The organism is Aliiglaciecola sp. 3_MG-2023 (assembly GCF_030548205.1).
Classification (GTDB): Bacteria; Pseudomonadota; Gammaproteobacteria; order Enterobacterales; family Alteromonadaceae; genus Aliiglaciecola.
This window is the reverse complement of record NZ_JAUORV010000001.1, coordinates 167,840-192,917: the sequence shown is the minus strand read 5'-3', so window position 1 is coordinate 192,917 and position 25,078 is coordinate 167,840. Positions and strand designations below refer to the sequence as shown.

The window sequence follows — 25,078 nt, the reverse complement described above, 5'->3', positions numbered from 1 at the left end:
AGCAGTAATGCCACAAATTATATTTTTACCCCACGCAGAGTTGTGTCCAGATGGCGCTGTTTTAGAAGGTGATAAAGGAACATCAGTATTAGACGTTGCTTTAAAAAATGGTATTGGAATTGAACATGCCTGTGAAAAAGTTTGCGCCTGTACTACCTGCCATGTGCTTATTCGAGAAGGACTAGAGTCATTAGGTGAAGCCGATGATTTAGAAGAAGATATGTTAGATAAAGCCTGGGGACTTGAGCCAGAATCTCGGTTAGGTTGTCAGGCCGTGATTCAAGACGAAGATTTAGTTGTAGAAATACCTAAATACACAGTTAATCAGGTGAGTGAAGGGCATTAGTTTCCTCTTTCATTTGTTAAAAATAAAAAACCCGGATAATCCGGGTTTTTTCGTATTTAACTTAGCCTAGCTAATCACTATAACTCAGTCACTTGGTAGACAGTCACGGTTCCGCTGACTTCATTACCGATAATAAGTAATGCATTACCATTCGGGCTTTGCTCTGCAGAAACAAACTTAATGCTCTCTGGACCAAGATCCCCAGACTCTGCTACTTCAGAACAATCCATACCTTCACTCTCGTCGCAAGGGTTATCTAGATCGTCATCTAATTCAAAATCAGTATCAAAATCACGGTTATTGTTATGGGCCACGAAGGCGACATTGAACGGGTTGGTAACGTCATAGGTGAATAAATCTCCAGAACGTTCTAAACCAATGAACGCATAAGTCCTACCGTTAATTTCACCCACGGCAATGGCTTCAGGTTCACCACCTTTATCATCAGAGCGGTTATCACCCTTGTTTTCAGTATGGGCACTGTTGAAATCGTTACCTAAAATGGCCGACGAAATTTTTTCAAAATCATCACCAGAGTCAAAGACTTGATTAACACTTTGGTCCCAAATCGAGAATGAACGAGATCCATAAGCGTAAAGTTCTTCATATACGCCATCGCTGTCGGCATCGCCTAAAACAGTGGTTACTTTCAAACGGCCTAGGCCATCGTCTGCGCCACTTGCATCATAAAATGCTTGTAATTCGTCAGACAATTGCATATTTAATTCGTCAGGATCAATGATGTCTTCAACACGGACTTCTTCAGAGTATTCGTCCCAGTCTCGTGAATCACCTTCATTTGCCGTTAAGATAAAAGTAGCGCCATTCCACTGATAAGTTGCAATCGTATCTGGTTGATACATGCCGTATAAGCCAGGTACGCTGCTGAAGCTTGGGATTTCATCTTCATTGGTGAAGTCTAGTTCAAACTCACTCCAATTTTTGAATCCTAACCCTTTCACTTCAATGGTCATGTCATCTAAATCAATAATGCCGATAGCATTCGCTTCTTGTAAAGAAACATAAGCCGTTTCGCCATCAGCGCCCATGGCAATGTATTCTGGCTCTAAGTCTTGAGCGACAGTGGTCCCGGCAGGTCCTGCAAACTTAACACCCATAGCTTCAAGCAAAGCTCTACGCTTTTCATCCGTATCGTAGTCTTCTTCGTCTAAGGTGTCATTTGAGAACACCATATCGGTTGATAAGTTGATAGTGTTAGCAACGTCTGCTGGCACATCGTCGGTAATGGTAACTACCGAAATACTGCCTTCAGGATCAACATCATAATCGGTATCTGGCTCACCTTCATTGGCAATAAGGGCTAAGCTTCCATCTTCACTGAAAGTAACCATATCCGGTAACGCACCGGTTTCAACTGCTTTTACAAAAGTTCCTTGGCCTAAAGCATCTAGGGTATAGAACAATACTGCGCCATTATCTGTTTTCGATTCAGCTTCAACTGCTAAGGCCAACATATCGCCATTAATGGCGACAGAGTTTGCTACCCCAAGAGAAATTGTTTGATCAGCGCCATCTGCGTCTTTAACCGTCACACTACTAGGGAAAGTGAATGCTTGTGACGTTAAGCTGGTATCTGTGATTGGGTTGCCCACAGCAGCGGTAGGTATATTAGTTAACGAAATAACTTCCACTTGGTTAAGTGCGGCATTAATTGCAAAGGCTGATTGAGATGCTTCATGGAATTGAACGATTTCAGCAGCGCTCTTGCCATAAATCTCTTCACCACCTGCGGAAAATCTGCCAACCACTTCAATTGCTAGCTCGCGAGGTAGGCTTTGTCCATCTGCGCCGTCAATTCCATCAATTCCGTCTACACCTGCCGCACCTGTTGCGCCATCTTGACCGTCATCACCATCTAAGGTGCATCCACTTAATGCAGTCACTACTGCTAAGGCGACTAGGCCTAATTTTAGTTTGTTTAGCTGATCTTTCATTATTATTCCATGTTATCTATGTGTTATTAAAATCAGTCGTTTACATTAAGAGTTGGAAATTAAACATTTGCTACACTTGTATGAAGTAATTGTGACGATTTGTCGCTGTAATCACCTATAACTTAGGTTTAATTGGGTTTTTGAAGTGGTTTTTTTCAGCACTGTTGAGTTTTTATTACAGCTTAAATAAAAATATTTAGTCTATTTGTCAGATAAATTAGTCATTGAGAGCAAAGTTGCATATAATCCGCGCGGAAATTTAAGCAAATACTTTTTTATATGTAATCGGAGACCTGTCAATGGCCTTAGAACGTACTTTTTCAATCATCAAACCAGACGCTGTAGCAAAAAATGTTATCGGTGCGATCTATAATCGTTTCGAGTCAGCGGGTTTACGCATCGTTGCTTCAAAAATGGTGCACTTAAGCAAAGAGCAAGCAGAAGGTTTTTACGCAGAACATAGCGAGCGTCCTTTCTTTAATGCTTTGGTATCTTTCATGACATCTGGTCCAGTGATGGTTCAGGTACTAGAAGGTGAAAATGCAGTTTTACGTCATCGTGAAATTATGGGTGCCACTAACCCTGCAGAAGCTTTAGCGGGTACTTTACGTGCTGACTATGCTGCTTCTATCGACGAAAATGCAGTTCACGGTTCTGATGCTACAGAATCTGCTGCTCGCGAAATAGCATACTTCTTCTCTGACGAAGAAATCTGCCCTCGCACTCGATAAGCTAATCGCTTTATTCAAAAGGGGAGCTTTGCTCCCCTTTTGTCGTAGTAAAGTTAGCTTATAAAATGTACAATCTAGTTAGTTTGAATTGAGGTTAATTGTTTTATGTCTGTAGTCCATCAAGTGGCTAAAACCAATTTGTTAGATTTTAATCGTCAAGGTATGCGAGAGTTTTTCGCGTCTATGGGCGAGAAACCATTTCGTGCTGATCAATTGATGAAATGGATTTATCAGCAAGGTGAAACAGACTTCGAGAAAATGACGAACCTGAATAAATCCCTGCGAGCTAAGTTGATTGAACGTTGCGAAATACGTGCTCCAGAAATTGCTTATCAGCAAAATGCTACCGATGGCACCATTAAGTTCGCATTAAAATTAGAAGGTGGACAGGAAGTAGAAACAGTCTGGATACCTGATGGCGACCGAGCCACTTTATGTGTGTCTTCACAAGTGGGCTGCGCTTTAGAATGTACATTTTGTTCCACTGCACAACAAGGTTTCAATCGCAACTTAACGGTAGCTGAGATTATCGGACAGGTTTGGCGCGTTGCGATCACCATCGGCTTATCAAAAGATACGGCAAAAAGACCCATTACCAACGTTGTTATGATGGGCATGGGCGAACCTCTGTTAAATTTAAAACATGTGGTGCCAGCCATGGAAATTATGTTAGATGACCTTGGCTTCGGTCTATCTAAACGTAGGGTAACATTAAGTACTTCAGGGGTTGTACCTGCACTCGATAAATTAGGTGACATGATTGACGTGGCATTAGCCATATCTTTGCATGCACCAACTAATGATTTACGTGATGAAATAGTGCCAGTCAACAAAAAATACCCCATTGAAGAGTTCTTAGCTGGGGTTAGACGATACCTGGCGAAGTCAAATGCCAATCAAGGTAAAGTCACGGTAGAGTATGTTATGCTAAATGGCATTAACGACAGTACTGACCAAGCTCATCTATTAGCTAAAGTGCTTAAAGAAACGCCTTGCAAAATTAACCTAATACCCTTTAATCCTTACCCAGGTTCACCTTATACTTGTTCAAGTAACTCTCGAATCGATCGCTTTGCTAAAGTGTTAATGGAATATGGCATTACTGTGGTGGTGCGTCGAACTCGCGGCGACGATATTGACGCTGCTTGTGGGCAATTAGTCGGAGACGTTGTGGATCGTACTAAGCGTATGTTGAAAAAGCAGCAAAAAGGTCAACAAATTTCAGTAAAAATGGCTAACTAGTTGGATTCGTACCTAACAAGCAGTTAGCATAGGTGAATCTAAATAATCCCTAACGTAAGTGAGTTATATGCGTAGTTTTTTGATTATCGCAATGATATTTCTCTCCGCTTGTGTGAGCGAACCTTTGCCGGAAGGTTTTAAAGCAAGTGACGACTTTGATCCTATCGCTGCGGCCAAAAATAGAATTTCACTGGGTTTAACCTATCTAAAAAATGGTAACTACAGTCAAGCTAAGTTTAATCTGGACAAAGCGTTGAAATTTGCTCCTCGCCTAGCGGATGCTCACTTTAGTATGGCGTATTATTATCAACAGGTAGATGAAGATAAATTGGCAGATGAAGCCTATCAAAAAGCGCTGGCATTTGACCCTAAAAACCCAGATATCGCCAACTCTTACGGTGCTTTTTTATGTGAAAATGGGCAATACACAGAAGCCAAAAGCTATTTTCTTAAGGCGGTTAATAGTAGTAATTATATTTCAACTGCGGAGACCTACGAGAACTTAGCCTTGTGCAGTCAAAGCCAAGGAGAAATCGAAGACGCCTTAACCTATCTGCAAAGCTCTTTAAATCATCAACCGTCTCGGGCCAAAGCGTTAAATTTGTTAGTTGAACTGCAAATGCAACAACAACAGTGGGAAGAGGCAAAACTGAATCTTCGTCGTTTGGAGAAAACTGCCAGAGTCACCGCGGATACGCTTTGGAAGTCGATTATTATAGAACAGGCATTAAATCATAATGACTTAGCCAAGGGCTATGGCGACATGCTAATTAGCATGTACCCTAAGCATCCTAATACGGTAAAATATATTCAAAACAGACAAAACTTAGCCAACTTAGTGGATAATAAAAAAGTTGCAAAAAAGCTTACGCCGAATAAGAGCGGAATAGATAATATTAATAATCAAAACACGGTAGCAGAACAGCTTAATACCAGCCAAAACGTTAACACTGATAACTCTGCTCAACCTCAAAAAAACAACCAAAACAGCCAGGAAAATAACCAAAATAGTGTGGTGCAAGATTATCCAGTTGAAGACTCCCAGCCTGAGGAAATCCTGAAAGAGACCTCGGAGTTAGAGTCTGAGCAGGAGGTTGCGACTTTGCTTAAAAGGCAAGAAGTTAATGAAGAGTCAGTGCAGAAATATCATATTGTGCAGAAAGGCGAAAATTTATATCGAATTTCTTTGAAGTATAATGTCAAAATGCAGCGCTTAATGGATTGGAATAATCTTTCTGACGGCGCGGCTTTATTCGTAGGAAAAAAGTTAATAGTGATTGATCCCCAAGCGGTAGAAAATAAATGACAGAAGAACAGCAAGAACAACCCATTAGCGTAAAAGGCCCAGGTGCAATTCTAAAGGAAGCACGGGAGAAATTAGGCTTAAAATCCATTGATATTGCCAATAAATTACACCTCAAAGTGAATATTATTGAATCAATTGAATCTGATGAATACGACCCCAAAATCTCCATGACGTTCACCAAGGGGTATCTGAAATTATATGCAAAACAAGTGAATGTGGATGAGCAGGTTGTGGTTGATGCATTTGCTTCACAAACAGAAGTTGAAAAAGAACCTGCAAAGCTACAAAGTTTCTCGAAGCGAGTAGCTAAACAAGCCAGCGATGACAGGTTGATGTTAATTACTTACGGTATTATCGCTGCATTATTAGCGTTAGTGGTGATTTGGTGGTTACAACAAGACTCGTCGGATAATACAGACACAGCAACCAATCAGATTGATGAGCCAATTGCCCAGCAACAGGCGTCAGGGATAAGCGCTGAACAGAATACGCCAGAGGATCTTTCACAGACTAATATGTCTGAACAGCCCACTGCGGATGATTTAATTATCAGTGCACAAATCAGCGAAGAAGTTAATGACATTGACACTAATGAACAAACTGAAATAACCGAAGACGATTCTATTGTTGCTGATGTTGCTCAACAAGCTGACGTAGTAAATGTACCTGAAGAGTCGCAAGATGCGGCGAACAATATAGAGTTAGTATTCGAATTTTCAGACAATTGCTGGATGAATCTTAAAGATGCAACGGGTGAAGCCATTGCATATGGGGTTAAAAAGAAAGGTCGGGTGATGACCGTGTCTGGGGTTGCACCGTTCGAAGTGACATTAGGTGCACCAAGTGTTGTGCAGATTCGTTATGACGGTGTGTTGGTTGACATGTCGCGTTTTGAAGCGGGCAAGTCAGTTAAATTTTCTCTGCCATTTGCTTCATAGGTTAAGGTATTTATATGTTTTCTGAATCTCCCATAAAACGTCGTAAATCGACTCGTATAAACGTTGGAAATGTCCCCATTGGTGATGGCGCACCTATTGCCGTGCAATCTATGACCAATACGCATACCACAGATGTTGCAGCGACTGTGGCTCAAATCAATCGAATAGTAGCAGTGGGTGGCGAAATCGTAAGAGTATCGGTTCCGACCATGGATGCGGCTGAAGCATTCAAACTCATTCGAGAGCAAGTGAATGTGCCCCTTATAGCAGACATTCATTTTGATTATCGGATTGCCTTAAAAGTAGCGGAGTACGGTGTAGATTGTTTGCGTATTAACCCAGGCAACATAGGTAGTATGGAACGTGTGCGTTCTGTTGTCGATTGTGCGAGGGATAAAAATATTCCTATTCGCATTGGTGTAAATGGTGGCTCTTTAGAAAAAGAGTTGCAAGAAAAGTACGGTGAACCTACACCCGAAGCGTTAGTTGAATCCGCTATGCGTCATGTGGATATCTTAGACAAGCTCAACTTTGATCAATTTAAGGTCAGTGTGAAAGCATCTGATGTGTTTTTGGCCGTAGGCGCATATCGAGAGTTGGCCAAAAAGATTGATCAACCCTTGCATCTTGGGATCACCGAGGCTGGAGGATTTCGTTCGGGGGCGGTGAAAAGCTCTGTGGGTTTAGGGATGTTATTAGCAGAAGGTATTGGCGATACCATTAGAATTTCATTGGCCGCCGATCCCATAGAAGAAATAAAAGTTGGGTTTGATATATTAAAATCCCTGCGGATACGATCAAGAGGGATTAACTTTATTGCTTGCCCCAGTTGTTCCCGTCAAGAGTTCGATGTGATTGCCACGGTCAATGCCCTTGAGCAACGTGTTGAAGATATTTTGACACCCATGGACGTGTCCATTATTGGCTGTGTTGTAAATGGACCGGGTGAAGCTGAAGTTTCCGATTTAGGGCTGACAGGGGCTCGCAATATGAGTGGCTTTTATTTAGATGGGCAGCGTCAAAAAGAACGCCTTGCAAATAATGATTTAGTCGATCAATTGGAAAAACGGATCAGAGCCAAGGCATCGCAATTAGATGCCAGTCGCAAAATTGATGTGAAGCAAGTGGGTTAAAATTTTTTAGCACTTGTAACACTACTATCAAAGCCCCTATAATACGGGGCTTTTTTATTATATGTAAATTAAATAAATATAAATAAATCAATGTGTTGTGTTTTTTATTTGGTGTTTTCGTATTTTTTGATGAATTTTAGGGAGCGATTGGGGAACGTTGCGCTCTATGAAATTCATTCTTGTACCATTCCGTATAAGGAGTCATTTATTGGAATATAATGCTTGACTATATCTTCAGCCAGCTTATGTTTCTCGAAAGTTGCTAAGAGGGAAGTGGTCGCATATGCGCTCATGAGAAGTTGGTAGTAACTTTGGAGTAACGTGTCCTTTTTCCCGAATGTATTTGTAACGTTTTTTCCATTATATGTTTTAGTTAAAATTGCCATTCCTCCATGAGTTAAACTATTAAAAACTTTCTTGTTTTGCTCGAAAATTTCATGCAATTTTACGGGGAATCCCATACTACCTAAACGTTCATCAATTTCCTTGGCCATCGGCCCTAATTTTACTTCCCAGCTTTTCCCTGGTTCGCCAACATTTCTTTGCTTTGTTAATTTGTCATTTTTTATAAAGAAATCAATTTGGTGGTCGGTAGCGCATAAACTAAGCCATAGGCCTCGACAAAGAAACTCGAAAGTTGATCTCAAAATACAAGAAACTGTACCGTTATCATTGTTGCTAATTAAAAACATTGAAGCTTGTGTGTTGTACAAAACCCTAAGAGAAAACTGCATTATTAACAGTTTTCTTTTTTCCAAAGGGTTTGTAGTTAACCCCTCAACAGCGCTGATGCATGTTTGGATAAACTGCGTTACTTCAATCGATGAGAAAATTAAATCCGGATCGTGGTTTGAGTGATTCAATTAAGCAGACTCTTTAAGCTAGTCTACTATACGCAAATATTGGCCGACATCCATCATACTGTTTATGAGCTTTTTTGCGTCGGCATAATCCAACACTATATGTTTTCCATCTACTTCTAAATACAAACTATTTTCGCCATAGAATGAAGATCTTCCAAATTCTAATTCAATTGCATTTTCTCTTTTCTTATCTTTTACAGTGCCTTCAAAGTACATTGTAGTTGCCATTTATATCTTCCATTTTTTTACTCGATTAATACTTTATATATCTAAAGGCTATACTTAGCAAGTAGGCAATCACTTGGATCAACAGTTCCCAATTTTGCCTTAGCGCGGCTTTCTGGTGTCAAACATAGATCAGTGGCTAGCCCTCTTAATTGAGCATGTAAAGAGGCTGTAAAAGCATCAGGTTCATATCGTAACTTTGCCAAAAGGAAGCAGTATTGCTCTAAAAGGGGCTTATCAGGGGTTGTAATAAGCTTGTATTGAGTCATTGCTTTATTAACTTCGCCCCAGATTTTACGATGTTCACCTTTCAAGTGTTTAGGGCAATGCGGGAAGCTGTACGCCCCGTCAATATTAAGTTTGGGCGTATCTCTGTCTTTTCTGTGTGTACCTGTTAGTAACTTCTCAAGTGGTGTTTTTGATTGTTTCATGTCCCATTCCTACATGTTTATGTCTCAAATTTTCAACTGACGGTGTGTAAATTAAACTGGGCGGCGGTACAGGGAATCAATGCCTGTGGTCTTTGATATACCCCCGTACCCTAAAAGCCGTAGTAATACCTTTTCCGTCTATTACTCTGTTGTCTCTGTCTGGCCTTTTTGTATCCAGCTTTGACTATATTCATCTCCACCTTTTCTTGGTGGTAGATTCTCGGCTGCTCTGCATTCATTAGGATTCATTACTCCGTTTCTTATTGCTACGTCATAAACGCTAAACCTATCCTCTGCAGTTGCTCTAAGTAGGTCTTTTGTTTCGAATTCGATAGCAATGCTGGGACGATTACTATCGCTTATGAGACGACTTGCTATTGCTTCTTGTAGATTGCTTAGCCAAGGTCTTAGCGTTTGTGTAAGGAAGGCTCTACTTGCTTCACTGAAATTGCTGTATGTACTGTTGGAATAATCCATTAGAAAGATTGGGCTAATCTTAAACATTCTAGCAACGTCCGAAATAGTGAACAGTCTTGACTCTAACCACTGAGCATCATTGTTAGCTAAGCCTATTTGATTCCATCTTAAGCCGCCTTCCAATAGTAACGGTTTGTTAGTGTTGCCTGAGCCTTGATGCTTATCGAACATTTTAGATAATGCTTTGAATTGCTCGTCAGTGAGTTTAGCGTCAGTTTCTAACACTCCTGAGACACGGACCCCATTCTTAAACTGGCTGGCTCCATGCTCTTGTTGGGCTAATCCTAAACCTATTGATTCTCTGCATACTTGAATGGGACTTTTACCCAATATTCCATCATCGGAGTGGTACCGAACATGTAAGATTTCTTCTTGAAGGTAACTTGAGTGTTTACCTCTAGTATTAGTGTGCTTGTAACCTAATCGGCCTGTAGTTAGTAATTCAACTTGTACCGAGTCAGGGTGAAGCAATGTTAATGCGTTAGCTTTTCCCGTCCCGTCATAAGAGATATGCGCGTAACCGTTGCCGCGCAGTAAAACTGACCTTAGAAGTCCCATTTTAAAGTCATAGGCTGTCTGGTAAGCATTTGGCCTATGATTTAATAGTTGCTCTACATGATGCCGTGATTGTCTTTGTTTGCCTTCATCAGTGCGCTTATAAACATGGATTGGCAAACTTGCTACCGATTCAGCTATTGTTGCCACCGCACAATAAACAGCGGGTAATGTTTGCGCTATTTCGCTATTAACATGTTTACCGCTTGAAGTCGGCGCACCTATTCCCATTGATTGGAGTAATTCGTATGAATCTGTTACCGGTTCACTTCGTTTAAATATTTTCAGTAAGTTCATAGTGCCATCATCTCCATGCGCTTAAGCATTAAATCAATGTCGTGTGATTCTTGTTGCTGGTGGAGTGAGCGCATAGCAACTTCAACATTTGTCGCTTTGTAAGCGGGCATCCCTGTGATTGTCACCTCCAACAAATTTGCGCTTGTTACTGTTCTGAGTGCTGGTGTTTGGTCAAAGTCCCATTGAGCGCCCTCAGGGTTAACAGTAAAGCCAAAACTCATTCCACTAATATCCTTGCGCTCTATGCTTGTCATTAAGTCCCTAGCGGCTTGTATATTTGGTGGGTCAATTTCTACGAGTAGGCCTTGTGAGTCCTCTTTAATCTTCATTGTTCCAGCTGCCGTTCTGCCAAGTATTAATTTGTGGTCATGTTCGACTAAAGCCCGAATGTCGTTGTTAACACTGTTACCAAAAGCACCTGCTTTAATTACTTCTACAAAGCCACCTAAGTCCTGAGAAGGGGAGTTATATACAACTGGCCTACCAATAATTTTTTTACCTTTAAGGCTAAGTTCTGCTGTTGCTCTGATTTCGATTTGATTCATATTCACCTCGATAAAAAAGGGGCTATTTATGCCCCTTCTCTTTATGCTTGTTTACGCTGCTTTAGGTGCTAAGAACTTGATAGCGTTTGAGTCAACTAATCCACCGCCTACATATCGTGTTGTTAGCATTTTTACCCAGCCTGGTAGTGTGATGTTATCTCTAATCATTCTGGTGCCGCTGGTATGGTCAACAATGTAATATGCTCGAGCTAAATCTCCATAACCTATTAGGTCGTCTGACATTTCCTCAGCAATGACAATCGGTTTACCGAGCAGGGTGCTTGGCGCTCCCTCTACAATTCCCGCTCTAAATAGATAATTATCATCATTGTCTTTCAGCTTGCGTACCTTTTCTAACATTGCATCATTCATATAGAATTTTGCGGCCATTCGGTAAGCTGTGCGTAGTGTGTGAGATAAGGTAATCAAATCGTCACCGTCAATCACTCCGGTAGTTGTAGATTCGATTTCTTGTACCTCACCGAATGAGCGACTATCATCGTTTGCTGAATCGCGGGTGTAAGTAAGAAGGCCTTTAGGTTTCTTGGAGCCGTCACCAGTCCAAAATGCTGCCTCTTCTTTCAATCCGGTTTCGTCTGCGACTTCTGAACTTAACCAGCCAGCTACATCGAAATCAGACCAATCTAAAAGTTCTTGGGTTGTTTTAGGGTAGGCATATAGAGAGTGAACAGGTATTTGAACCTTTTCTAACTGGCTAGTGTTGGTTTCGCTGCGGGTGTCGCCTTCGTCTGCCCAGGTAGCGCTTGTGCCGCCAACACTGACTAATTTTTCATACTTTTCAGTAGAGATTGTTTTAGTAGTTGCGTTTTGACGGAAAACTGAGGTTTCTTTTAAAACCTTTGTAATGTCTTTATCAATCGCTGGAATAACAGTGTAACCACCATCAGCGTTTGTGCCAGCGCTTAGGCTTCGTTGATCACCTGTTTGAACAAACGCTCTTAGTTCTTCATTGCTCGGTTTGTCGGTTTTGCTCTCTGGTGTTTCACCAGTGATAAGTGAACGCTCGTTATCTGCTAAGACTTCTTGGCATTCAATTTGTTGATTTAAATCTGTGATTTGGTTTTGCAGTTCTTCGAACTTGGTTGACTCATTGTTAGTTAACGAGCGTTTTTCAGTTTCTGCGGTGGTGACGATAGCCTTCATTTGCTTATGCAAATCGGCTTTGGTGTTGCGTAGTTGTAGTAGCTTTTTCATAGTCAAGTATTCCAATTAGTAAAAAAATCGGGCAACTGACCAGGGAATAAGACGGAAAGGGAACAAGACATACAGAAACCCCTTTCAATCTGTACTCGCCTACGTCTCGCAGGTTTATACTCATGGAATCTTGGCTGGTGGGCTATCCACTTTAAAGCTAGAAAGTTGCCCAAAGACGTTAATCTCTAAGCAAAACCAATATAACCTATTTAAAAATGGCTGTAAATCATTTAAATTATTGATTTTTAAGGGTTTTGTGTGTGTTTATGGCTTGGGGTGTGCTATTGTTTTTTAAGGCATAAAAAAGCCGGAAATTAATCCGGCTGTTGGAGGGGATTTTGATTAATTTAGCCTGTTTTCTTCTTTTCCTGCTATTTCCGCTGCTTGGAACTCTTCCAATGTATCAGCATATTCGATTTTATCGCCTTCCATGTCTTTAGCCGCTTCTTGTATTTCAAACAAAAGATCTTTAATCGCCCACATAGTATTTTTATAATCTTTCGCGGTGTCGCTTTCGCCTAACTCTTCTAATACTTTATTTTCTACTAAGTTAAGAATTGCTAACGACTTATCGACGTTCATTGTTGCTGTGTCCATAAATCTTAACTCTTTAAGTGACTTTAAAGCTTTACGTCTTACCATGATTAAATCTCCTTTACATTCCGCTTGTTTTGGTTGTGGGTTTATTTTGAATTAAAGGTGCGTCAGTATTGCCAATGTCAGCAATAAGCTGTTTAGCGTCTGAGACCAAATCGCCAACGGTGCAGGCTATCAAATCCATATCACTGTTAAACAACTCTTGTTCGCCAGTTTGATAGTGAGCAGACATCATCATAAGAATGCTTTCGGCTTTGCCTAATTTAATGCTGGCTTTATCTAGGTTATTCATATCGTTCTCCAATTTAAGGTTAGGCAAGATCGTCATCTTGTTGTAAACTGTGGTACACACCCTTACAATATAATAGTGGTACACACCCAATGCAAGAAGAATCGGAAAAAAAATTTAAAAGGTCAGATGAACGCAAAGGTTCAACAAGAAAAAATATACGCTTTGATGATGATTTGGTTGAAAAGATTGATGCTGATAGAAAAGAACAACCTTTCTCTGAATGGGTTAAAGATGCTTGTTGGAAAAAATTAAAAAAATGAGGTGAGTGTGTATGCGAACTTGTTCGTATCACACCCGATATTACTAGATTTATATTAAAGAATAATATTACAAGATTCATATTACATGTCCGGACATTTTGAACAGGGTGGTCGGTAAATTTGAACAGGGTGGTCGGTAAATTTGAACAGGGTGGTCGGTAAATTCGAACGGTCACTATTTGCATTAGTAATTACTCTCCATAATTAACTCTACTCGCGCTTCTTGGTTATCAACTATCCAATCACTCAAAATCTCATATAAATCAGAGTCAGTATTAATCGAGATTACTATTCCGTTGGCTTGGTCTGAATGAGTCAGATACTTATAATCTTCTAATAAATTTAGATACCTAAGGAGAGTGGTTCTGTTTAATAGCATTGCTCGTGCGAGTTTAGCTTGAGATCTAAATCTAAAAACGGGATCAGGGTTTTCAGAGAAAGTTATCCAATACAATCTAGCTAACAAATACGCGAGATTTATATTTTTTAACCGTTCAATAAATGCTATCGGTAAAGTTATATACTTTGGTACCTCTATTACTTCTTCAGCCATAAATTTACCAAAATCAGTTTTCTTAAAGCCGTTATTAAATAAGGCGTAATATTGTTCCTTTAATGCCTTAGAATTTTCTGATTTGGTGGGGAAGTATTTGCATGCTCCTTGTTTTCCATTCTTGAGCATAGAAATTCGCCTTCCAAAGCATTTATGTTTTTCAGCTAAATACTTGGAGTGGGCGCGAATAGTTTTTTCATTTACTGCAAAAAGATCAGCATGCTCCTGTGCCTTTCTCCATGGCTCTTTACCTTGGGCAATCCAGTAATATAAGTCTGCTAAAATGGCAGCGTCTAAAATACCGAATATTTCAACGCATCTGGTCAATAGAAATATGTTCTCAGGGCGAGCTGATTCGCCCCGCTTCTTTATCGGTGTGACATTGGACATATAAGCCCCAAATAGCCCCGAAGGGCTAAGCTGCTTGGCTATAAATGGAGTAGGGCGGTAAGCCCCTCAAAGGCTCTAAACCCCGCTGAGAGCGCAGCTTGTTGACTCTGAATATAGCCCGCTGCACTGCGGTCTCGTCAATCAGCCAATATCGGGTATATGTGGCTTTGCCTCCATGCCTGTGCGTGATTGGGTTGGGTCGTCGAGCGAAGTAAATGCCATGCTGTCGAAAGTTACTTACCATCGTGTGTAAGCATGATTCGCCATAGGCTCTATCCGCTTCTTTCTGATACATCCCTGCAGTATCTCGATTGAGAAATTCAACTAAGCAAATTTCTTCTTTATATGGGATTAAATTTAGTTTAACCTTCTGATTCTCACGTCTAAGGTCGTTGCTCATTTGGGTAGCGGCTTTATTCATTTTAAAGCCCCTCCACGCCATTTTCGTCAACAGCATTTACCCAATCTGTTAGATCGGTTAAACGATACTTTACTGCTCTACCAAATTTGATATGTTTAGGTGCTGGTGCGCCCAACAAATAGCCAGTGCAGCGCGAACGTCTTAATGTCTCGTCTGAAACATCAATAAATTTTGCAGCTTCCTTACTTGGGAAAAGAAGTTTGTGTGAAAAGTCAGTTGTAGATTGAGTGGTCATGTATGTAATTCCTCATGTAGTTTATGTGTCTTGTGGCGACATGAAGAAGATTAAGTGAATTGATAAAGGTGGTCAGGGTAAATAAGTGCTACCCTTTTTTACTACCTTTTAAATGGTTTTTATGGGCCAAAGCTTTTTCTTTATATTCAGTAATGAATTTTTTTGCGGCTTCTAAACCAACAAACTCGCTTTCTCCTGCTAAGCTAGCTGCAGTTTCGAAACTCATTCCTTGCTCTTTGAGCTCCAAGTACCGCAAGGCGATTGTCATTCCTTTTCTATATTTTTCGGTGGGATCGGATTTTCTGTGCGCAGGACGTGATTTAACTAAATACTTTTTCCCTAAAGCTCCTGCGTTTTTTGCAGTTGTGTTTTCAAATTCACAAATAGGGTCATTTATGAGGGGTTTAAGTAATTCATACATTCTAGCGAGGTTATACTCATGTATAATTCCGCCCTCATACAAGTCGCAATATTCTTTGAATATTAATAAAGCACCTTGGTTTTTTCGAAGGTGCGTAGCGATTAAATCTAAGCCTTTACTTCCTTGTACATATTTCATTTAGCTTTTACCTCTAAATTATTTGGTTTTGAAAAATCCCCAGCAATCATTGAGAGAGCTTCTGCGGCTGCTTTTGGTAACATGTGGTGATAATGCTTCTCTATCATTTTTGTTGTTTTATGGCCTGCTAGCTTCGCTACAGTGGATAGTGGAACGTTCGCTTGGAGTAGCTTACTAATGAAGTTATGGCGCAAAGCATAGAAATCTAGGTTCTCTTTTAATCCACCTAATGCCAGTACCTTTTTCCAATGCCCTAGGTGCATCGTGTTAGTTATTTCTCTGCCTGTCTTTGGGGAAGGGAATACTAAACCCTTTTGAGGGCTTCCAATAAATTGGTACCACTCGCGCATTAAATTTAAAATATCATCATCTAACGGAAGTACAACTTCGACAGGGTTATTGTGGTGACGAGTTTTATTCGGGTGTTTGCGAATGACTTTGAAGTTAAGGTTTAATTCTTGCCATGTCATAGAATACAGATCACCTGGTCGCATTCCTGAATATTCGGCTAATCTGAAAAAGGGAAAAAACCAATGGCTTTCACCAACTTCAATTTTATAGCTGTCTAAACCTTTTTTAATGCCGACAATTTCTTCCTCTGTGAGCATTCGACGTTTCGCTAGTTCTTCACTGCTTAATTCAGCATCTGTTTCTTGAGATGTACGTTTGGGGATTTTGAACCCTTTATTTTGTAGCTTACTAATAACGCCTGATTCTTTTGCGTGATATAACATAGCTCTTAATGCTGTGTAGGTTCTTTCCACTGTTGTAACGGCTCTATCAACTGAATATCGTTTACACCATGCATTAAGGTCGGTAACTGTTATTTCATCCATTGGCAAGCTTTCCAGCTCTTTAAACGCTGAATTGAGAGTGGCTAGTGTTTTTTTACCGCCTCGCTTGGTCATTTGGTAAGGTGTATAAACTTCATCTAGATAAGTTCTAAATAGCCTTTGATGTTTCGTTGCTTGTTGTTCTGCAAAATTGCGTTTCTTAAGCCTTATATTTTCAACTGGATCATTTCCTGCCTTTAAATCATCACGATACTTTCTAGCTAACTGGGCTGAGTCAATTCTGTCTGCGGTTCCGTCAACAAATTTACCCAAGCTTACTTTTCTTCTTGCGCCGCTAAAATCCGTATATCGTAACCGCCATGTTGCGCCCTTTTGAGTTTTCACCAAATGGAAGCCTATAATCTTCTCGCAAGTCAACTCTGACATTGCTTTGGCGCTTCTTAAATGGTTTAATGCGTCCGTTTTTGTGATCGAGGTTTCACTTACCTTTGCCATATGCCTAGTTACCGTTAAAAAAGGGAACAGAAGGGGAACATTATGGAAGAACAAGGGAACACAAACAAGCACAATTATTCCATGCTTGAAAAAGGTGGAACTTAAAATAATCTAATTAAAACAACGTGATATGGTGTTTTGGCGTGTTTACTTGTGTTTAGATTATTTGGTTATTATCCCCTATAATACGGGGCTTTTTTATTAGGGTGTTGGCAAACTGAGCGCCAATGCAGAATCGAATTTCAGAGTACGTATTTAGTGACAAAACAAATTCAAGCAGTTCGCGGGATGAATGATTGCTTACCCGCTGATTCCGGTATTTGGCAATGGGTAGAAAACAAAATTCGCAATGTAGTTAGTGCATACGGCTATCAAGAATTGCGCACTCCTATTGTAGAGAGTACCGATTTATTTAAACGCTCTATCGGAGAAGTAACTGACATCGTTGAGAAAGAGATGTACACCTTCGAAGATCGTAATGGCGATAGCTTAACCCTGCGTCCAGAAAATACGGCTAGTTGTGTTCGCGCCGGCAATCAGCATGGTCTTATCTACAATCAGCAACAACGTATCTGGTATATGGGCCCCATGTTCCGACACGAACGTCCACAAAAAGGGCGTTACCGTCAGTTTCACCAATTTGGTATTGAGACCTTTGGTCTTGAAGGTCCAGATATTGATGTTGAAGTGATTTTACTCAGCGCTCGTCTGTGGAAAGCCTTTGGTATCAGTGAGCAGGTTACGTTGGAATTGAATTCATTGGGTTCTAACCAAGCTAGAGCTAATTATCGCGAAGCTTTAGTGGAATATTTAACGGCACGGAAATCCCAGTTAGATGAAGATAGCTTGCGCCGTTTAGAGTCAAACCCATTGCGCGTCTTGGACAGTAAAAATCCTGATGTGCAGGCTGCTATTAAAGATGCTCCCACATTATTAGATTATCTAGACGAGGACTCAAAAGAGCATTTTGAAACCTTGTGCTCGAAATTAACGGATATGGGCATTAATTACCGGATTAACTCCCGTTTAGTTCGTGGTTTAGATTATTACAATCGCACGGTTTTTGAATGGGTTACCGACAGTCTAGGAGCTCAAGGTACAGTGTGTGCCGGAGGCCGATACGATGGTCTAATTGAACAATTAGGTGGTAAACCGAGCTCGGCTGTGGGCTTTGCCATGGGCATTGAGCGACTTGTTTTAATGTTACAAACCTTAGAATTAACTTCCGAAGTTCCTGACCCTGTTGATATTTATGTGACGGCCCTTGGTGATTCTACGGAACTTTACGCCATGAAATTGTCTGAGCAATTGAGAGATTCTTCTCCACAGCTTAGAGTGCAATTGCATTGTGGTGGCGGAAACTTAAAAAAACAGATGAAACGCGCTGATAAGAGCGGAGCACCAATAGTGTTAGTGATTGGTGAAAATGAAATGAACGAACAGAAAGTAGTGGTTAAATACCTTCGTGAAGATATTCCGCAGGTGACAATAGCCAGTGCTGAATTGGACACAGTTTTAGCTCAATATTTTACAAAATAAGATAAAGTACAATTACCTATTACAGTTTGTACGAGGAAAATTAGATGGAAGAGTTTGCAACAGAAGAACAACAAGTCGAAGCGATTAAGCGTTTTTGGCGTGAAAATGGCTTAGCAATTGCGGTTGGCGTGGTTTTAGGTGTGGGTGGTTTGTATGGTTGGAGATATTACAACGATACGCAAATAGCAGAAAAAGAAGCTGCGTCACTCTCCTATGAGCAAATAAACACGACGTTAAACTCTAAAAATACGCAAGAAGCGGAAGCTTTTGTTGAAAATAACCAAGGCGGATACTCGATTCTAACAGCCTTACAGTTGGCGAAATTGTCAGCTGAAGATGGCGACTTAGAAAAAGCTGTTACTCATTTAAAATATGCAGCCAATAATGCCCAAGACCCAGCATTAAAAAGTGTTGCGAATTTACGTTTGGCTAGAGTACAAAATTCATTGAATCAATTTGACCAAGCTATGGCGAGTTTAGACTTGGTTACGCAACCTGCATTTGTTGCTCAGGTTGAAGAAATCAAGGGCGATATTTACTTTAATCAATCGAATTTTGACGCTGCCAAAGCGGCATATACTGCGTCTTTAGAAGCCAATGCAGGTAATCAACCGGTTAAAATGAAGTTGGATAACTTAGCGGTTGTGATAAATGGGTAATATCAGTATGAGGTTAAGTTGGATTAAAGTGATTACATTTGTAAGTGTAATGACACTAGCAGGTTGTTCAACTATTTCTGGCTGGTTTATGGATGACGAAGAAATTGAAATCCGCACCCTCAAACCAATAGATGCTAAGTTTACACCCAAGCAGTTATGGTCAAAAGATCTGACCGGCGGTATTGATAAATTCTATTCAAGATTACGCCCAGCGATTGCCTATGACAAAGTCTTTGCTGCTAGTCGTCAAGGGACGGTTGCGGCTTTTGAGCTTGAGTCGGGTAAACAAGTGTGGGAGCGTGATTTTGCCGAATATCCTAACGATAACTGGTATAGCTTTATTACCAATTTATGGTCGGATGGGGTAACTGCTAAAATTTCCGGTGGCCTTACGGTTATATATGAAACTGTGTTTCTTGGCTCGGAGAACGGCGAAGTTTATGCGTTAGACGCGAACACCGGGGAAACCAAATGGGTGACCCAAGTCCGTGGTGAAATTATTGCCTCTCCCGCTGTCGATGAAAATGTCGTTTTGGTGAATACAGGTTCAGGGACACTTTTTGCGTTGGACGCAAACACTGGCGAGCAATTGTGGATGTTTGAATCTGACGTGCCCGCTTTGAGTTTAAGAGGAATTTCAGCGCCAGTTGCGGTGAATGGTGGTGCTTTGGTAGGGACAGCGACAGGGAAATTGGTGGTCAACATTCTCGCTAGTGGACAAACTGCTTGGGAGCAAACTATTTCAGCCCCTTCAGGCGCAACTGAGTTAGAGCGAATCGTTGATATTGATAGTCAACCTTTGGTAGTCGGACCAAATGTTTATGTCATTTCCTTTGACGGTACTTTAGCCGCAGTAGAATTGCGCAGCGGACGTATTATTTGGAAGCGTGAATATAACTCCTATAGACGTCTTGGAATTGATGGCAATAGTCTGTTCGTAACTGACAAAAACAGTAATATTTATGCTATCGATAGACGTAACGGTGTTGAACTATGGAGCCAAGGCGGTCTTAAAAAACGCAATCTAACCTCACCTGAACCTATTGGAAAATACATGGTAGTAGGGGATAAATACGGGTTTTTACATTGGTTAGATAAAACCGATGGCAGCATAGTCTCGCGGATGGATGTCGGTGGTGATGATGAAGATGAAGGAATTTATGTCGCTCCCGTAGCCTTTGGCGATACAATATATACTCAGACTCGAGATGGTGAATTAGTTGCCATTGAAGTGCCTATAATCTAATTAACTTTTGTTGATTTGGCACCATCGATTGTGTAAGTTCACAGATATTGGCCACCATGGATTGGCTTTATAGCATGAATGTGGACTACATAGCTTAAGTACAAACTATTAACGGCTCAACTATCTAATTTAGGTACTTGAGCCGTAACTTTTTTATTGGAATGATAATATGTTACCTGTCATCGCTCTCGTTGGTCGCCCTAACGTGGGAAAATCTACTTTATTCAATCGGCTAACCAATAGTCGAGATGCCTTGGTTGCTGATTATCCTGGGTTAACCCGTGACCGCAAATACGGTCAAGCTAAATACGAAGGCTTGCAGTTTATTGTGGTTGATACCGGCGGGATCAGTGGCGATGAGCAGGGAATTGATGCAGAGATGGCTGAACAATCGTTATTAGCCATAGATGAAGCCCATGTGGTGTTGTTTTTAGTCGATGCCAGAGCGGGGTTAACACCTGCCGATATTGGTATTGCTAATCATTTGCGTAAACAAGAAAAAACCGTTTACGTGGTCGCCAATAAAGTCGATGGTATCGATGGTGACAGTGAAACAGCTGAATTTTATTCGTTAGGTTTAGGAGAAATATCGCAAGTGGCGGCGGCCCATGGTCGTGGTGTCACTCAACTTCTTGAAAAGTCGCTTAAACCAATTGAAAAGCTTTATCCCGATATGCACATCCCTGAAGTTGTGCGCGATGATGATGGTGAAAATGCCGAAGCTGAATTACTGCGTTTACAAAGTTTACCTATTAAGTTGGCAATTGTCGGCAAACCTAATGTGGGTAAATCGACCTTAACGAACCGTATCCTGGGTGAAGAGCGGGTGGTGGTGTTTGATATGCCGGGTACCACACGAGATAGTATATTTATCCCAATGGAGCGTGATGATCGCGAATATGTCCTGATTGATACGGCCGGTGTTAGAAAACGCAAAAAAGTGTCAGATGCGGTAGAAAAGTTTTCCATTATTAAAACCTTACAAGCCATTGAAGAAGCCAATGTTGTGTTGTTATGCATTGATGCCAGAGAGGGGATTGCCGATCAAGATTTGAGCCTACTGGGTTTTGTCCTTAATGCAGGGCGTTCGTTAGTTATCGCGGTAAATAAATGGGATGGCTTGTCGAAAGACGTGAAAGACGATATTAAGCGAGAACTAGACCGCCGTTTAGGGTTTGTTGATTTTGCCAGAATACATTTTATTTCAGCGTTACATGGTACCGGAGTAGGGCATTTATTCGAATCTGTACAAGAAGCCTATGCTTCTGCCACTAAACGAATCAATACATCCATGCTTACTCGCATTATGGAAATGGCCCAAGAAGATCACCAGCCACCCATGGTGCGTGGACGCAGAGTGAAAATGAAATATGCCCATGCGGGTGGCTATAACCCGCCGGTGATCATTATTCACGGTAACCAAGTAGAAGATTTACCATCAGCGTATAAACGCTACATGATGAACTACTATCGCAAATCTCTGCAAACCATGGGAACACCAATACGGGTTGAGTTTAAAGAGGGGGCGAACCCGTTTGAAGGTAAAACCAACAAACTTACCTTGTCACAACAACGCAAGCGCAAGCGTTTAATGACCCATCATAAGAAGCCTTAATCCCTCAAATTTAGTTGAATTTCTTAGTCACAGCTAGTCGACAAGACTGGTCTGTGACTGTTGTTATTTTAATCCTTAGTCTGTACCCGTCACTTTGCTATTAATAGAGCCATCATGGAAGCGCGTGGTTATCTCGTCGTTTGGCTTTAACTGACTGCTTTTCTTTATGATTTCATTGTCTTTGTAGGTAATACTGTATCCTCGGGATAGAGTAGAAAGTGGGCTTACGCTATCGAGCAGCTCAGATGCTTTGGCGAGTTGAAGTTGTTTATTCACCAACAGATTGGTTGTCGACTTTTTCAATTGCATCGTCAGGCTTTTGTTATTTTCCATTAACCTTTCTAACCTATTGATAGGCGAGCGGCTGTATAAATGCTGGCTCAAACTATTCACAGTATTGGCGACCTGGTCTAATTTGCGTTTCATACGTTGTTCTAATGCCATCTGCATTTGATCTAAGTGTTGAGCTTGCTGTTTGATGCGATTTTCCGGGTGCAAGGTCTTTAACTGTTGGCTAGCAATTTGCGATCTGTGCCTGTGAAATTGCGTTTGCGAGACCATGCTACGATGTAGGCGAGACTTCAAACGTTGCAAGTTTTGCAGCACATCAAGCATGTCTGTACTGACCAATTCGGCCGCCGCTGAGGGGGTGGGGGCGCGCACATCGGCTACAAAATCAGCAATGGTTACATCCACTTCGTGGCCAACCGCGCTAATGGTTGGGATAACACAGGAAAATAATTTACGTGCTAATGTTTCATCATTGAAACACCATAAATCCTCAAGGGAGCCGCCACCGCGGCCAATCAGTAGCACATCTACCTCGTTGCGTTGCACGGCTTTGTCAATTGCTTGGCATAGCTGGTAGGGGGCTAATTCGCCTTGAACTTGTGAAGGGTAAACAATCACAGAAATCAACGGATTTCGTCGTTTTAATACCGTTAATATGTCGTGCAGCGCCGCACCTGTGGCTGAGGTGATAATTCCCACACGTTGAATCCTCTCAGGCAGCGCTTTTTTATGTGAAGTAGAAAACAGGCCTTCGGCTGCGAGTTTGACTTTTAGCATCTCAAACTGTTGTTTTAATTGACCTTCACCTTCTGGCTCCATGAAATCGACAATAATTTGATAGTCACCACGGGCTTCATATAAACCCACCGAAGCACGAACCAGTATCTTGTCACCTTCTTTAGGGCGTACTTTTACCCGAGAGTTTGCGCCACGAAACATCGCTGCTTTCACTTGGGCTCGCGGATCTTTGAGGGTGAAGTACCAATGGCCAGAAGCCGCCGCGACAAAATTTGATATCTCTGCAGACAACCAGACTTGACCAATCTGCGACTCTAACACTGAGCGAGCAAGTCGATTTAATTGGCTAACAGTAAATATATTTTTGGAAGGGGAAGATTGGTTTGGCATAAAATCCTTAATGGTAAACCGAATTATCTTAACTTCAGTCTTGACGATATTTCTAAGCAGTGAGCTTAATTAAAATAAACACCAGGGTAAAATGTGTCGTGCTTTAAACACGCTATTTTGAGTAGAATCGGCGTTAATGCAAATAAATCTATACGCAAATGAGATTAACCGCAAAAAGTTTTGAAATTTTACTACAAATTCAGTTTACCTGATAACGCAAAACCGCTACAATCACGCCGCAATTAAAACCCGCTAAATATAGGTGTAATTGCATGTTGAGGATTGCTAAAGAAGCCCTGACTTTTGATGATGTACTCTTAGTTCCTGGGCACTCCACTGTGTTACCTCACACTGCCGATCTGCGCACCAGATTAACCAGCAGTGTATCATTGAATATTCCATTAATCTCTGCCGCCATGGATACAGTTTCTGAGGCTCGGTTAGCTATTGCCCTTGCACAAGAAGGCGGAATGGGATTTATCCACAAAAATATGGCCATTGAAGAACAAGCTAACCATGTTCGTGCTGTTAAAAAGTATGAAAGTGGCGTGGTATCTGATCCGGTTACGGTTAGCTCTCAAGCCACCTTAGGTGAAATCAATGCTCTGAGCAAACATCATGGTTTCTCGGGCTTTCCTGTTGTGGATGATGATAATAACCTTATCGGAATTGTCACTGGCCGTGATTTACGTTTTGAAAATAAAGTCGATCAGCCCGTATCTAGCGTGATGACTCCTAAAGAAAAATTGGTAACTGTGCCTGAAGGCGCTGCTTCAGAAGAAGTACTTGAGCTGATGCATGAACACCGTGTTGAAAAAATTCTAGTGGTAGATGATGCGTTCAAACTCAAGGGCATGATCACCGTTAAAGATTTTCAAAAAGCTGAAAATAAACCCAATGCCTGTAAAGATGAATTAGGACGCTTGCGCGTAGGCGCGGCAGTAGGTGTTGGGCCAGGTACTGAAGAACGTATCCAAGCCCTAGTTGACGCTGGCGTAGATGTGTTATTAATCGATACCTCTCACGGTCACTCGCAAGGCGTACTTGATCGTGTTGCTGCTACCCGCCAAGCATTTCCTGAATTACAAATTATTGCCGGTAATGTGGCAACTGGAGAGGGCGCACTAGCTCTAGCTGATGCTGGCGTTAATGCTGTAAAAGTGGGGATAGGCCCTGGTTCAATTTGTACAACTCGCATTGTGACTGGTTGTGGTGTGCCGCAAATTACCGCAGTTGCAGACGCTGTTGAAGCTCTTGAAGGGCGAGATATTCCTGTTATTGCTGACGGTGGAATTCGTTTCTCAGGCGATATTGCTAAAGCATTAGTGGCAGGTGCAAGTTGTGTGATGGTAGGTAGTATGTTGGCCGGAACCGAAGAAGCGCCAGGAGAAGTTGAGTTGTACCAAGGCCGTTATTATAAGTCTTATCGTGGTATGGGCTCACTCGGTGCCATGAACCAAAGTCATGGTTCTTCTGATCGCTATTTCCAAGATACAAAATCAGAAGAAAAAATGGTGCCAGAAGGGATTGAAGGCCGTGTTGCTTATAAAGGCCCAATTTCAAATATTATCCATCAACAAATGGGCGGTTTACGTTCAGCAATGGGACTAACTGGCAGTGCTACCATTGATATTTTGCGCACCAAACCACAGTTTGTGAAAGTGACTGCAGCTGGTATGGGAGAGTCCCATGTTCACGATGTCAGCATCACTAAAGAAGCACCTAATTACCGATTAGGCTAATCT

The 25,078-nt window shown here is 41.3% G+C and carries 27 protein-coding genes; 12 read left to right on the top strand and 15 right to left on the bottom strand.

The window, feature by feature from the left end; all coding sequences use genetic code 11:
* Positions 1 to 7: 7 nt before the first annotated feature.
* Complete coding sequence (gene fdx, locus Q4574_RS00925; protein ID WP_303470409.1) at positions 8 to 346, top strand: ISC system 2Fe-2S type ferredoxin; 339 nt, start codon at positions 8 to 10, stop codon at positions 344 to 346.
* A 77-nt stretch (positions 347 to 423) separates the two neighbouring features.
* Here the strand turns inward: fdx and Q4574_RS00920 are convergent, their stop codons facing one another.
* Positions 424 to 2,301: a choice-of-anchor I family protein gene (locus tag Q4574_RS00920; protein WP_303470407.1), complete on the bottom strand. Its 1,878-nt coding sequence runs from the start codon at positions 2,299 to 2,301 to the stop codon at positions 424 to 426.
* 299 nt (positions 2,302 to 2,600) lie between these two features.
* On the opposite strand from Q4574_RS00920, the gene ndk reads away from it, so the two are divergent.
* The 5 genes from ndk to ispG all read left to right on the top strand — a co-directional run bounded on the left by ndk (position 2,601) and on the right by ispG (position 7,651).
* Positions 2,601 to 3,032 (top strand): nucleoside-diphosphate kinase, encoded by a 432-nt coding sequence (gene ndk / locus Q4574_RS00915; RefSeq protein WP_303470406.1) that lies wholly within the window; start codon positions 2,601 to 2,603, stop codon positions 3,030 to 3,032.
* A gap of 105 nt (positions 3,033 to 3,137) precedes the next feature.
* The gene (locus tag Q4574_RS00910) at positions 3,138 to 4,274 is read left to right on the top strand and encodes a bifunctional tRNA (adenosine(37)-C2)-methyltransferase TrmG/ribosomal RNA large subunit methyltransferase RlmN (RefSeq protein WP_303470404.1); all 1,137 of its coding nucleotides are present in this window, start codon (positions 3,138 to 3,140) and stop codon (positions 4,272 to 4,274) included.
* A 67-nt stretch (positions 4,275 to 4,341) separates the two neighbouring features.
* On the top strand, positions 4,342 to 5,580 hold the full coding sequence (gene pilW / locus Q4574_RS00905) for a type IV pilus biogenesis/stability protein PilW (RefSeq protein WP_303470401.1): 1,239 nt from the start codon (positions 4,342 to 4,344) through the stop codon (positions 5,578 to 5,580).
* Positions 5,577 to 6,518, top strand: a complete 942-nt coding sequence (locus Q4574_RS00900) for a RodZ domain-containing protein (RefSeq protein ID WP_303470398.1) — start codon at positions 5,577 to 5,579, stop codon at positions 6,516 to 6,518. The genes pilW and Q4574_RS00900 overlap by 4 nt, the downstream gene beginning before the upstream one ends.
* Before the next feature lie 14 nt (positions 6,519 to 6,532).
* Positions 6,533 to 7,651: a flavodoxin-dependent (E)-4-hydroxy-3-methylbut-2-enyl-diphosphate synthase gene (gene ispG / locus Q4574_RS00895; protein ID WP_303470396.1), complete on the top strand. Its 1,119-nt coding sequence runs from the start codon at positions 6,533 to 6,535 to the stop codon at positions 7,649 to 7,651.
* A 173-nt stretch (positions 7,652 to 7,824) separates the two neighbouring features.
* Here the strand turns inward: ispG and Q4574_RS00890 are convergent, their stop codons facing one another.
* The 8 genes from Q4574_RS00890 to Q4574_RS00855 form a co-directional block, all read right to left on the bottom strand.
* Positions 7,825 to 8,514, bottom strand: a complete 690-nt coding sequence (locus Q4574_RS00890; RefSeq protein ID WP_303470395.1) for a hypothetical protein — start codon at positions 8,512 to 8,514, stop codon at positions 7,825 to 7,827.
* Between the two features lie 18 nt (positions 8,515 to 8,532).
* Positions 8,533 to 8,742 (bottom strand): hypothetical protein, encoded by a 210-nt coding sequence (locus Q4574_RS00885; protein WP_303470392.1) that lies wholly within the window; start codon positions 8,740 to 8,742, stop codon positions 8,533 to 8,535.
* 41 nt (positions 8,743 to 8,783) lie between these two features.
* Positions 8,784 to 9,170: a hypothetical protein gene (locus Q4574_RS00880; protein ID WP_303470389.1), complete on the bottom strand. Its 387-nt coding sequence runs from the start codon at positions 9,168 to 9,170 to the stop codon at positions 8,784 to 8,786.
* Between the two features lie 141 nt (positions 9,171 to 9,311).
* On the bottom strand, positions 9,312 to 10,499 hold the full coding sequence (locus Q4574_RS00875) for a phage portal protein (RefSeq protein WP_303470386.1): 1,188 nt from the start codon (positions 10,497 to 10,499) through the stop codon (positions 9,312 to 9,314).
* Positions 10,496 to 11,044 carry an HK97 family phage prohead protease gene (locus Q4574_RS00870; protein WP_303470384.1) on the bottom strand — a complete coding sequence of 183 codons (549 nt, stop codon included), beginning with the start codon at positions 11,042 to 11,044 and terminating at the stop codon, positions 10,496 to 10,498. Before Q4574_RS00870 ends, Q4574_RS00875 begins: the two co-directional genes overlap by 4 nt.
* 51 nt (positions 11,045 to 11,095) lie before the next feature.
* Positions 11,096 to 12,259, bottom strand: coding sequence for a phage major capsid protein (locus Q4574_RS00865; RefSeq protein WP_303470382.1), 1,164 nt, complete (start codon positions 12,257 to 12,259; stop codon positions 11,096 to 11,098).
* A gap of 342 nt (positions 12,260 to 12,601) precedes the next feature.
* Positions 12,602 to 12,901 (bottom strand): hypothetical protein, encoded by a 300-nt coding sequence (locus Q4574_RS00860; RefSeq protein WP_303470379.1) that lies wholly within the window; start codon positions 12,899 to 12,901, stop codon positions 12,602 to 12,604.
* Between the two features lie 13 nt (positions 12,902 to 12,914).
* A complete protein-coding gene (locus Q4574_RS00855; RefSeq protein WP_303470377.1) occupies positions 12,915 to 13,148 on the bottom strand; it encodes a hypothetical protein in 234 nt (77 codons plus the stop codon).
* A gap of 89 nt (positions 13,149 to 13,237) precedes the next feature.
* On the opposite strand from Q4574_RS00855, the gene Q4574_RS00850 reads away from it, so the two are divergent.
* On the top strand, positions 13,238 to 13,408 hold the full coding sequence (locus tag Q4574_RS00850) for a DUF3950 domain-containing protein (RefSeq protein ID WP_303470375.1): 171 nt from the start codon (positions 13,238 to 13,240) through the stop codon (positions 13,406 to 13,408).
* Between the two features lie 184 nt (positions 13,409 to 13,592).
* Here Q4574_RS00850 and Q4574_RS00845 read toward each other — a convergent pair whose 3' ends face one another.
* The 5 genes from Q4574_RS00845 to Q4574_RS00825 all read right to left on the bottom strand — a co-directional run bounded on the left by Q4574_RS00845 (position 13,593) and on the right by Q4574_RS00825 (position 16,855).
* Entirely contained in the window at positions 13,593 to 14,351 is a 759-nt protein-coding gene (locus tag Q4574_RS00845; protein ID WP_303470373.1) for a hypothetical protein, read from the bottom strand.
* A gap of 25 nt (positions 14,352 to 14,376) precedes the next feature.
* Positions 14,377 to 14,772 (bottom strand): hypothetical protein, encoded by a 396-nt coding sequence (locus tag Q4574_RS00840; protein WP_303470370.1) that lies wholly within the window; start codon positions 14,770 to 14,772, stop codon positions 14,377 to 14,379.
* Position 14,773: 1 nt separating this feature from the next.
* Positions 14,774 to 15,007 (bottom strand): AlpA family transcriptional regulator, encoded by a 234-nt coding sequence (locus Q4574_RS00835; protein WP_303470368.1) that lies wholly within the window; start codon positions 15,005 to 15,007, stop codon positions 14,774 to 14,776.
* 88 nt (positions 15,008 to 15,095) lie between these two features.
* The gene (locus tag Q4574_RS00830) at positions 15,096 to 15,566 is read right to left on the bottom strand and encodes a hypothetical protein (RefSeq protein ID WP_303470366.1); all 471 of its coding nucleotides are present in this window, start codon (positions 15,564 to 15,566) and stop codon (positions 15,096 to 15,098) included.
* The gene (locus tag Q4574_RS00825; protein ID WP_303470364.1) at positions 15,563 to 16,855 is read right to left on the bottom strand and encodes an integrase family protein; all 1,293 of its coding nucleotides are present in this window, start codon (positions 16,853 to 16,855) and stop codon (positions 15,563 to 15,565) included. Before Q4574_RS00825 ends, Q4574_RS00830 begins: the two co-directional genes overlap by 4 nt.
* 258 nt (positions 16,856 to 17,113) lie before the next feature.
* Here Q4574_RS00825 and hisS point away from each other — a divergent pair, with 258 nt between their 5' ends.
* The 4 genes from hisS (at position 17,114) to der (ending at position 21,914) form a co-directional block, all read left to right on the top strand.
* The gene (hisS, locus tag Q4574_RS00820) at positions 17,114 to 18,394 is read left to right on the top strand and encodes a histidine--tRNA ligase (RefSeq protein WP_303470362.1); all 1,281 of its coding nucleotides are present in this window, start codon (positions 17,114 to 17,116) and stop codon (positions 18,392 to 18,394) included.
* A gap of 44 nt (positions 18,395 to 18,438) precedes the next feature.
* A complete protein-coding gene (locus Q4574_RS00815; RefSeq protein WP_303470360.1) occupies positions 18,439 to 19,053 on the top strand; it encodes a tetratricopeptide repeat protein in 615 nt (204 codons plus the stop codon).
* A gap of 7 nt (positions 19,054 to 19,060) precedes the next feature.
* On the top strand, positions 19,061 to 20,299 hold the full coding sequence (bamB, locus tag Q4574_RS00810) for an outer membrane protein assembly factor BamB (protein WP_303470358.1): 1,239 nt from the start codon (positions 19,061 to 19,063) through the stop codon (positions 20,297 to 20,299).
* 169 nt (positions 20,300 to 20,468) lie between these two features.
* Complete coding sequence (gene der / locus Q4574_RS00805; protein WP_303470356.1) at positions 20,469 to 21,914, top strand: ribosome biogenesis GTPase Der; 1,446 nt, start codon at positions 20,469 to 20,471, stop codon at positions 21,912 to 21,914.
* A 75-nt stretch (positions 21,915 to 21,989) separates the two neighbouring features.
* Here the strand turns inward: der and xseA are convergent, their stop codons facing one another.
* Positions 21,990 to 23,333, bottom strand: a complete 1,344-nt coding sequence (gene xseA / locus Q4574_RS00800; RefSeq protein WP_303470353.1) for an exodeoxyribonuclease VII large subunit — start codon at positions 23,331 to 23,333, stop codon at positions 21,990 to 21,992.
* 272 nt (positions 23,334 to 23,605) lie between these two features.
* Between xseA and guaB the strand changes: the two genes are divergently transcribed.
* Complete coding sequence (gene guaB / locus Q4574_RS00795; RefSeq protein ID WP_303470350.1) at positions 23,606 to 25,075, top strand: IMP dehydrogenase; 1,470 nt, start codon at positions 23,606 to 23,608, stop codon at positions 25,073 to 25,075.
* Positions 25,076 to 25,078: the final 3 nt, after the last annotated feature.

Excerpts from the sequence above, each read along its gene's own strand:
- pilW (WP_303470401.1), top strand. The coding sequence starts at position 4,342 with ATGCGTAGTTTTTTGATTATCGCAATGATATTTCTCTCCGCTTGTGTG.
- Q4574_RS00840 (WP_303470370.1), bottom strand. The coding sequence starts at position 14,772 with ATGAATAAAGCCGCTACCCAAATGAGCAACGACCTTAGACGTGAGAAT.
- bamB (WP_303470358.1), top strand. The coding sequence starts at position 19,061 with ATGAGGTTAAGTTGGATTAAAGTGATTACATTTGTAAGTGTAATGACA.
- Q4574_RS00880 (WP_303470389.1), bottom strand. The coding sequence starts at position 9,170 with ATGAAACAATCAAAAACACCACTTGAGAAGTTACTAACAGGTACACAC.
- Q4574_RS00825 (WP_303470364.1), bottom strand. The coding sequence starts at position 16,855 with ATGGCAAAGGTAAGTGAAACCTCGATCACAAAAACGGACGCATTAAAC.
- Q4574_RS00865 (WP_303470382.1), bottom strand. The coding sequence starts at position 12,259 with ATGAAAAAGCTACTACAACTACGCAACACCAAAGCCGATTTGCATAAG.
- xseA (WP_303470353.1), bottom strand. The coding sequence starts at position 23,333 with ATGCCAAACCAATCTTCCCCTTCCAAAAATATATTTACTGTTAGCCAA.
- Q4574_RS00860 (WP_303470379.1), bottom strand. The coding sequence starts at position 12,901 with ATGGTAAGACGTAAAGCTTTAAAGTCACTTAAAGAGTTAAGATTTATG.
- Q4574_RS00875 (WP_303470386.1), bottom strand. The coding sequence starts at position 10,499 with ATGAACTTACTGAAAATATTTAAACGAAGTGAACCGGTAACAGATTCA.
- fdx (WP_303470409.1), top strand. The coding sequence starts at position 8 with ATGCCACAAATTATATTTTTACCCCACGCAGAGTTGTGTCCAGATGGC.
- guaB (WP_303470350.1), top strand. The coding sequence starts at position 23,606 with ATGTTGAGGATTGCTAAAGAAGCCCTGACTTTTGATGATGTACTCTTA.
- Q4574_RS00835 (WP_303470368.1), bottom strand. The coding sequence starts at position 15,007 with ATGACCACTCAATCTACAACTGACTTTTCACACAAACTTCTTTTCCCA.
- Q4574_RS00815 (WP_303470360.1), top strand. The coding sequence starts at position 18,439 with ATGGAAGAGTTTGCAACAGAAGAACAACAAGTCGAAGCGATTAAGCGT.
- Q4574_RS00850 (WP_303470375.1), top strand. The coding sequence starts at position 13,238 with ATGCAAGAAGAATCGGAAAAAAAATTTAAAAGGTCAGATGAACGCAAA.
- ispG (WP_303470396.1), top strand. The coding sequence starts at position 6,533 with ATGTTTTCTGAATCTCCCATAAAACGTCGTAAATCGACTCGTATAAAC.
- Q4574_RS00870 (WP_303470384.1), bottom strand. The coding sequence starts at position 11,044 with ATGAATCAAATCGAAATCAGAGCAACAGCAGAACTTAGCCTTAAAGGT.
- Q4574_RS00885 (WP_303470392.1), bottom strand. The coding sequence starts at position 8,742 with ATGGCAACTACAATGTACTTTGAAGGCACTGTAAAAGATAAGAAAAGA.
- ndk (WP_303470406.1), top strand. The coding sequence starts at position 2,601 with ATGGCCTTAGAACGTACTTTTTCAATCATCAAACCAGACGCTGTAGCA.
- Q4574_RS00910 (WP_303470404.1), top strand. The coding sequence starts at position 3,138 with ATGTCTGTAGTCCATCAAGTGGCTAAAACCAATTTGTTAGATTTTAAT.
- der (WP_303470356.1), top strand. The coding sequence starts at position 20,469 with ATGTTACCTGTCATCGCTCTCGTTGGTCGCCCTAACGTGGGAAAATCT.
- Q4574_RS00830 (WP_303470366.1), bottom strand. The coding sequence starts at position 15,566 with ATGAAATATGTACAAGGAAGTAAAGGCTTAGATTTAATCGCTACGCAC.
- Q4574_RS00900 (WP_303470398.1), top strand. The coding sequence starts at position 5,577 with ATGACAGAAGAACAGCAAGAACAACCCATTAGCGTAAAAGGCCCAGGT.
- Q4574_RS00920 (WP_303470407.1), bottom strand. The coding sequence starts at position 2,301 with ATGAAAGATCAGCTAAACAAACTAAAATTAGGCCTAGTCGCCTTAGCA.
- Q4574_RS00845 (WP_303470373.1), bottom strand. The coding sequence starts at position 14,351 with ATGTCCAATGTCACACCGATAAAGAAGCGGGGCGAATCAGCTCGCCCT.
- Q4574_RS00855 (WP_303470377.1), bottom strand. The coding sequence starts at position 13,148 with ATGAATAACCTAGATAAAGCCAGCATTAAATTAGGCAAAGCCGAAAGC.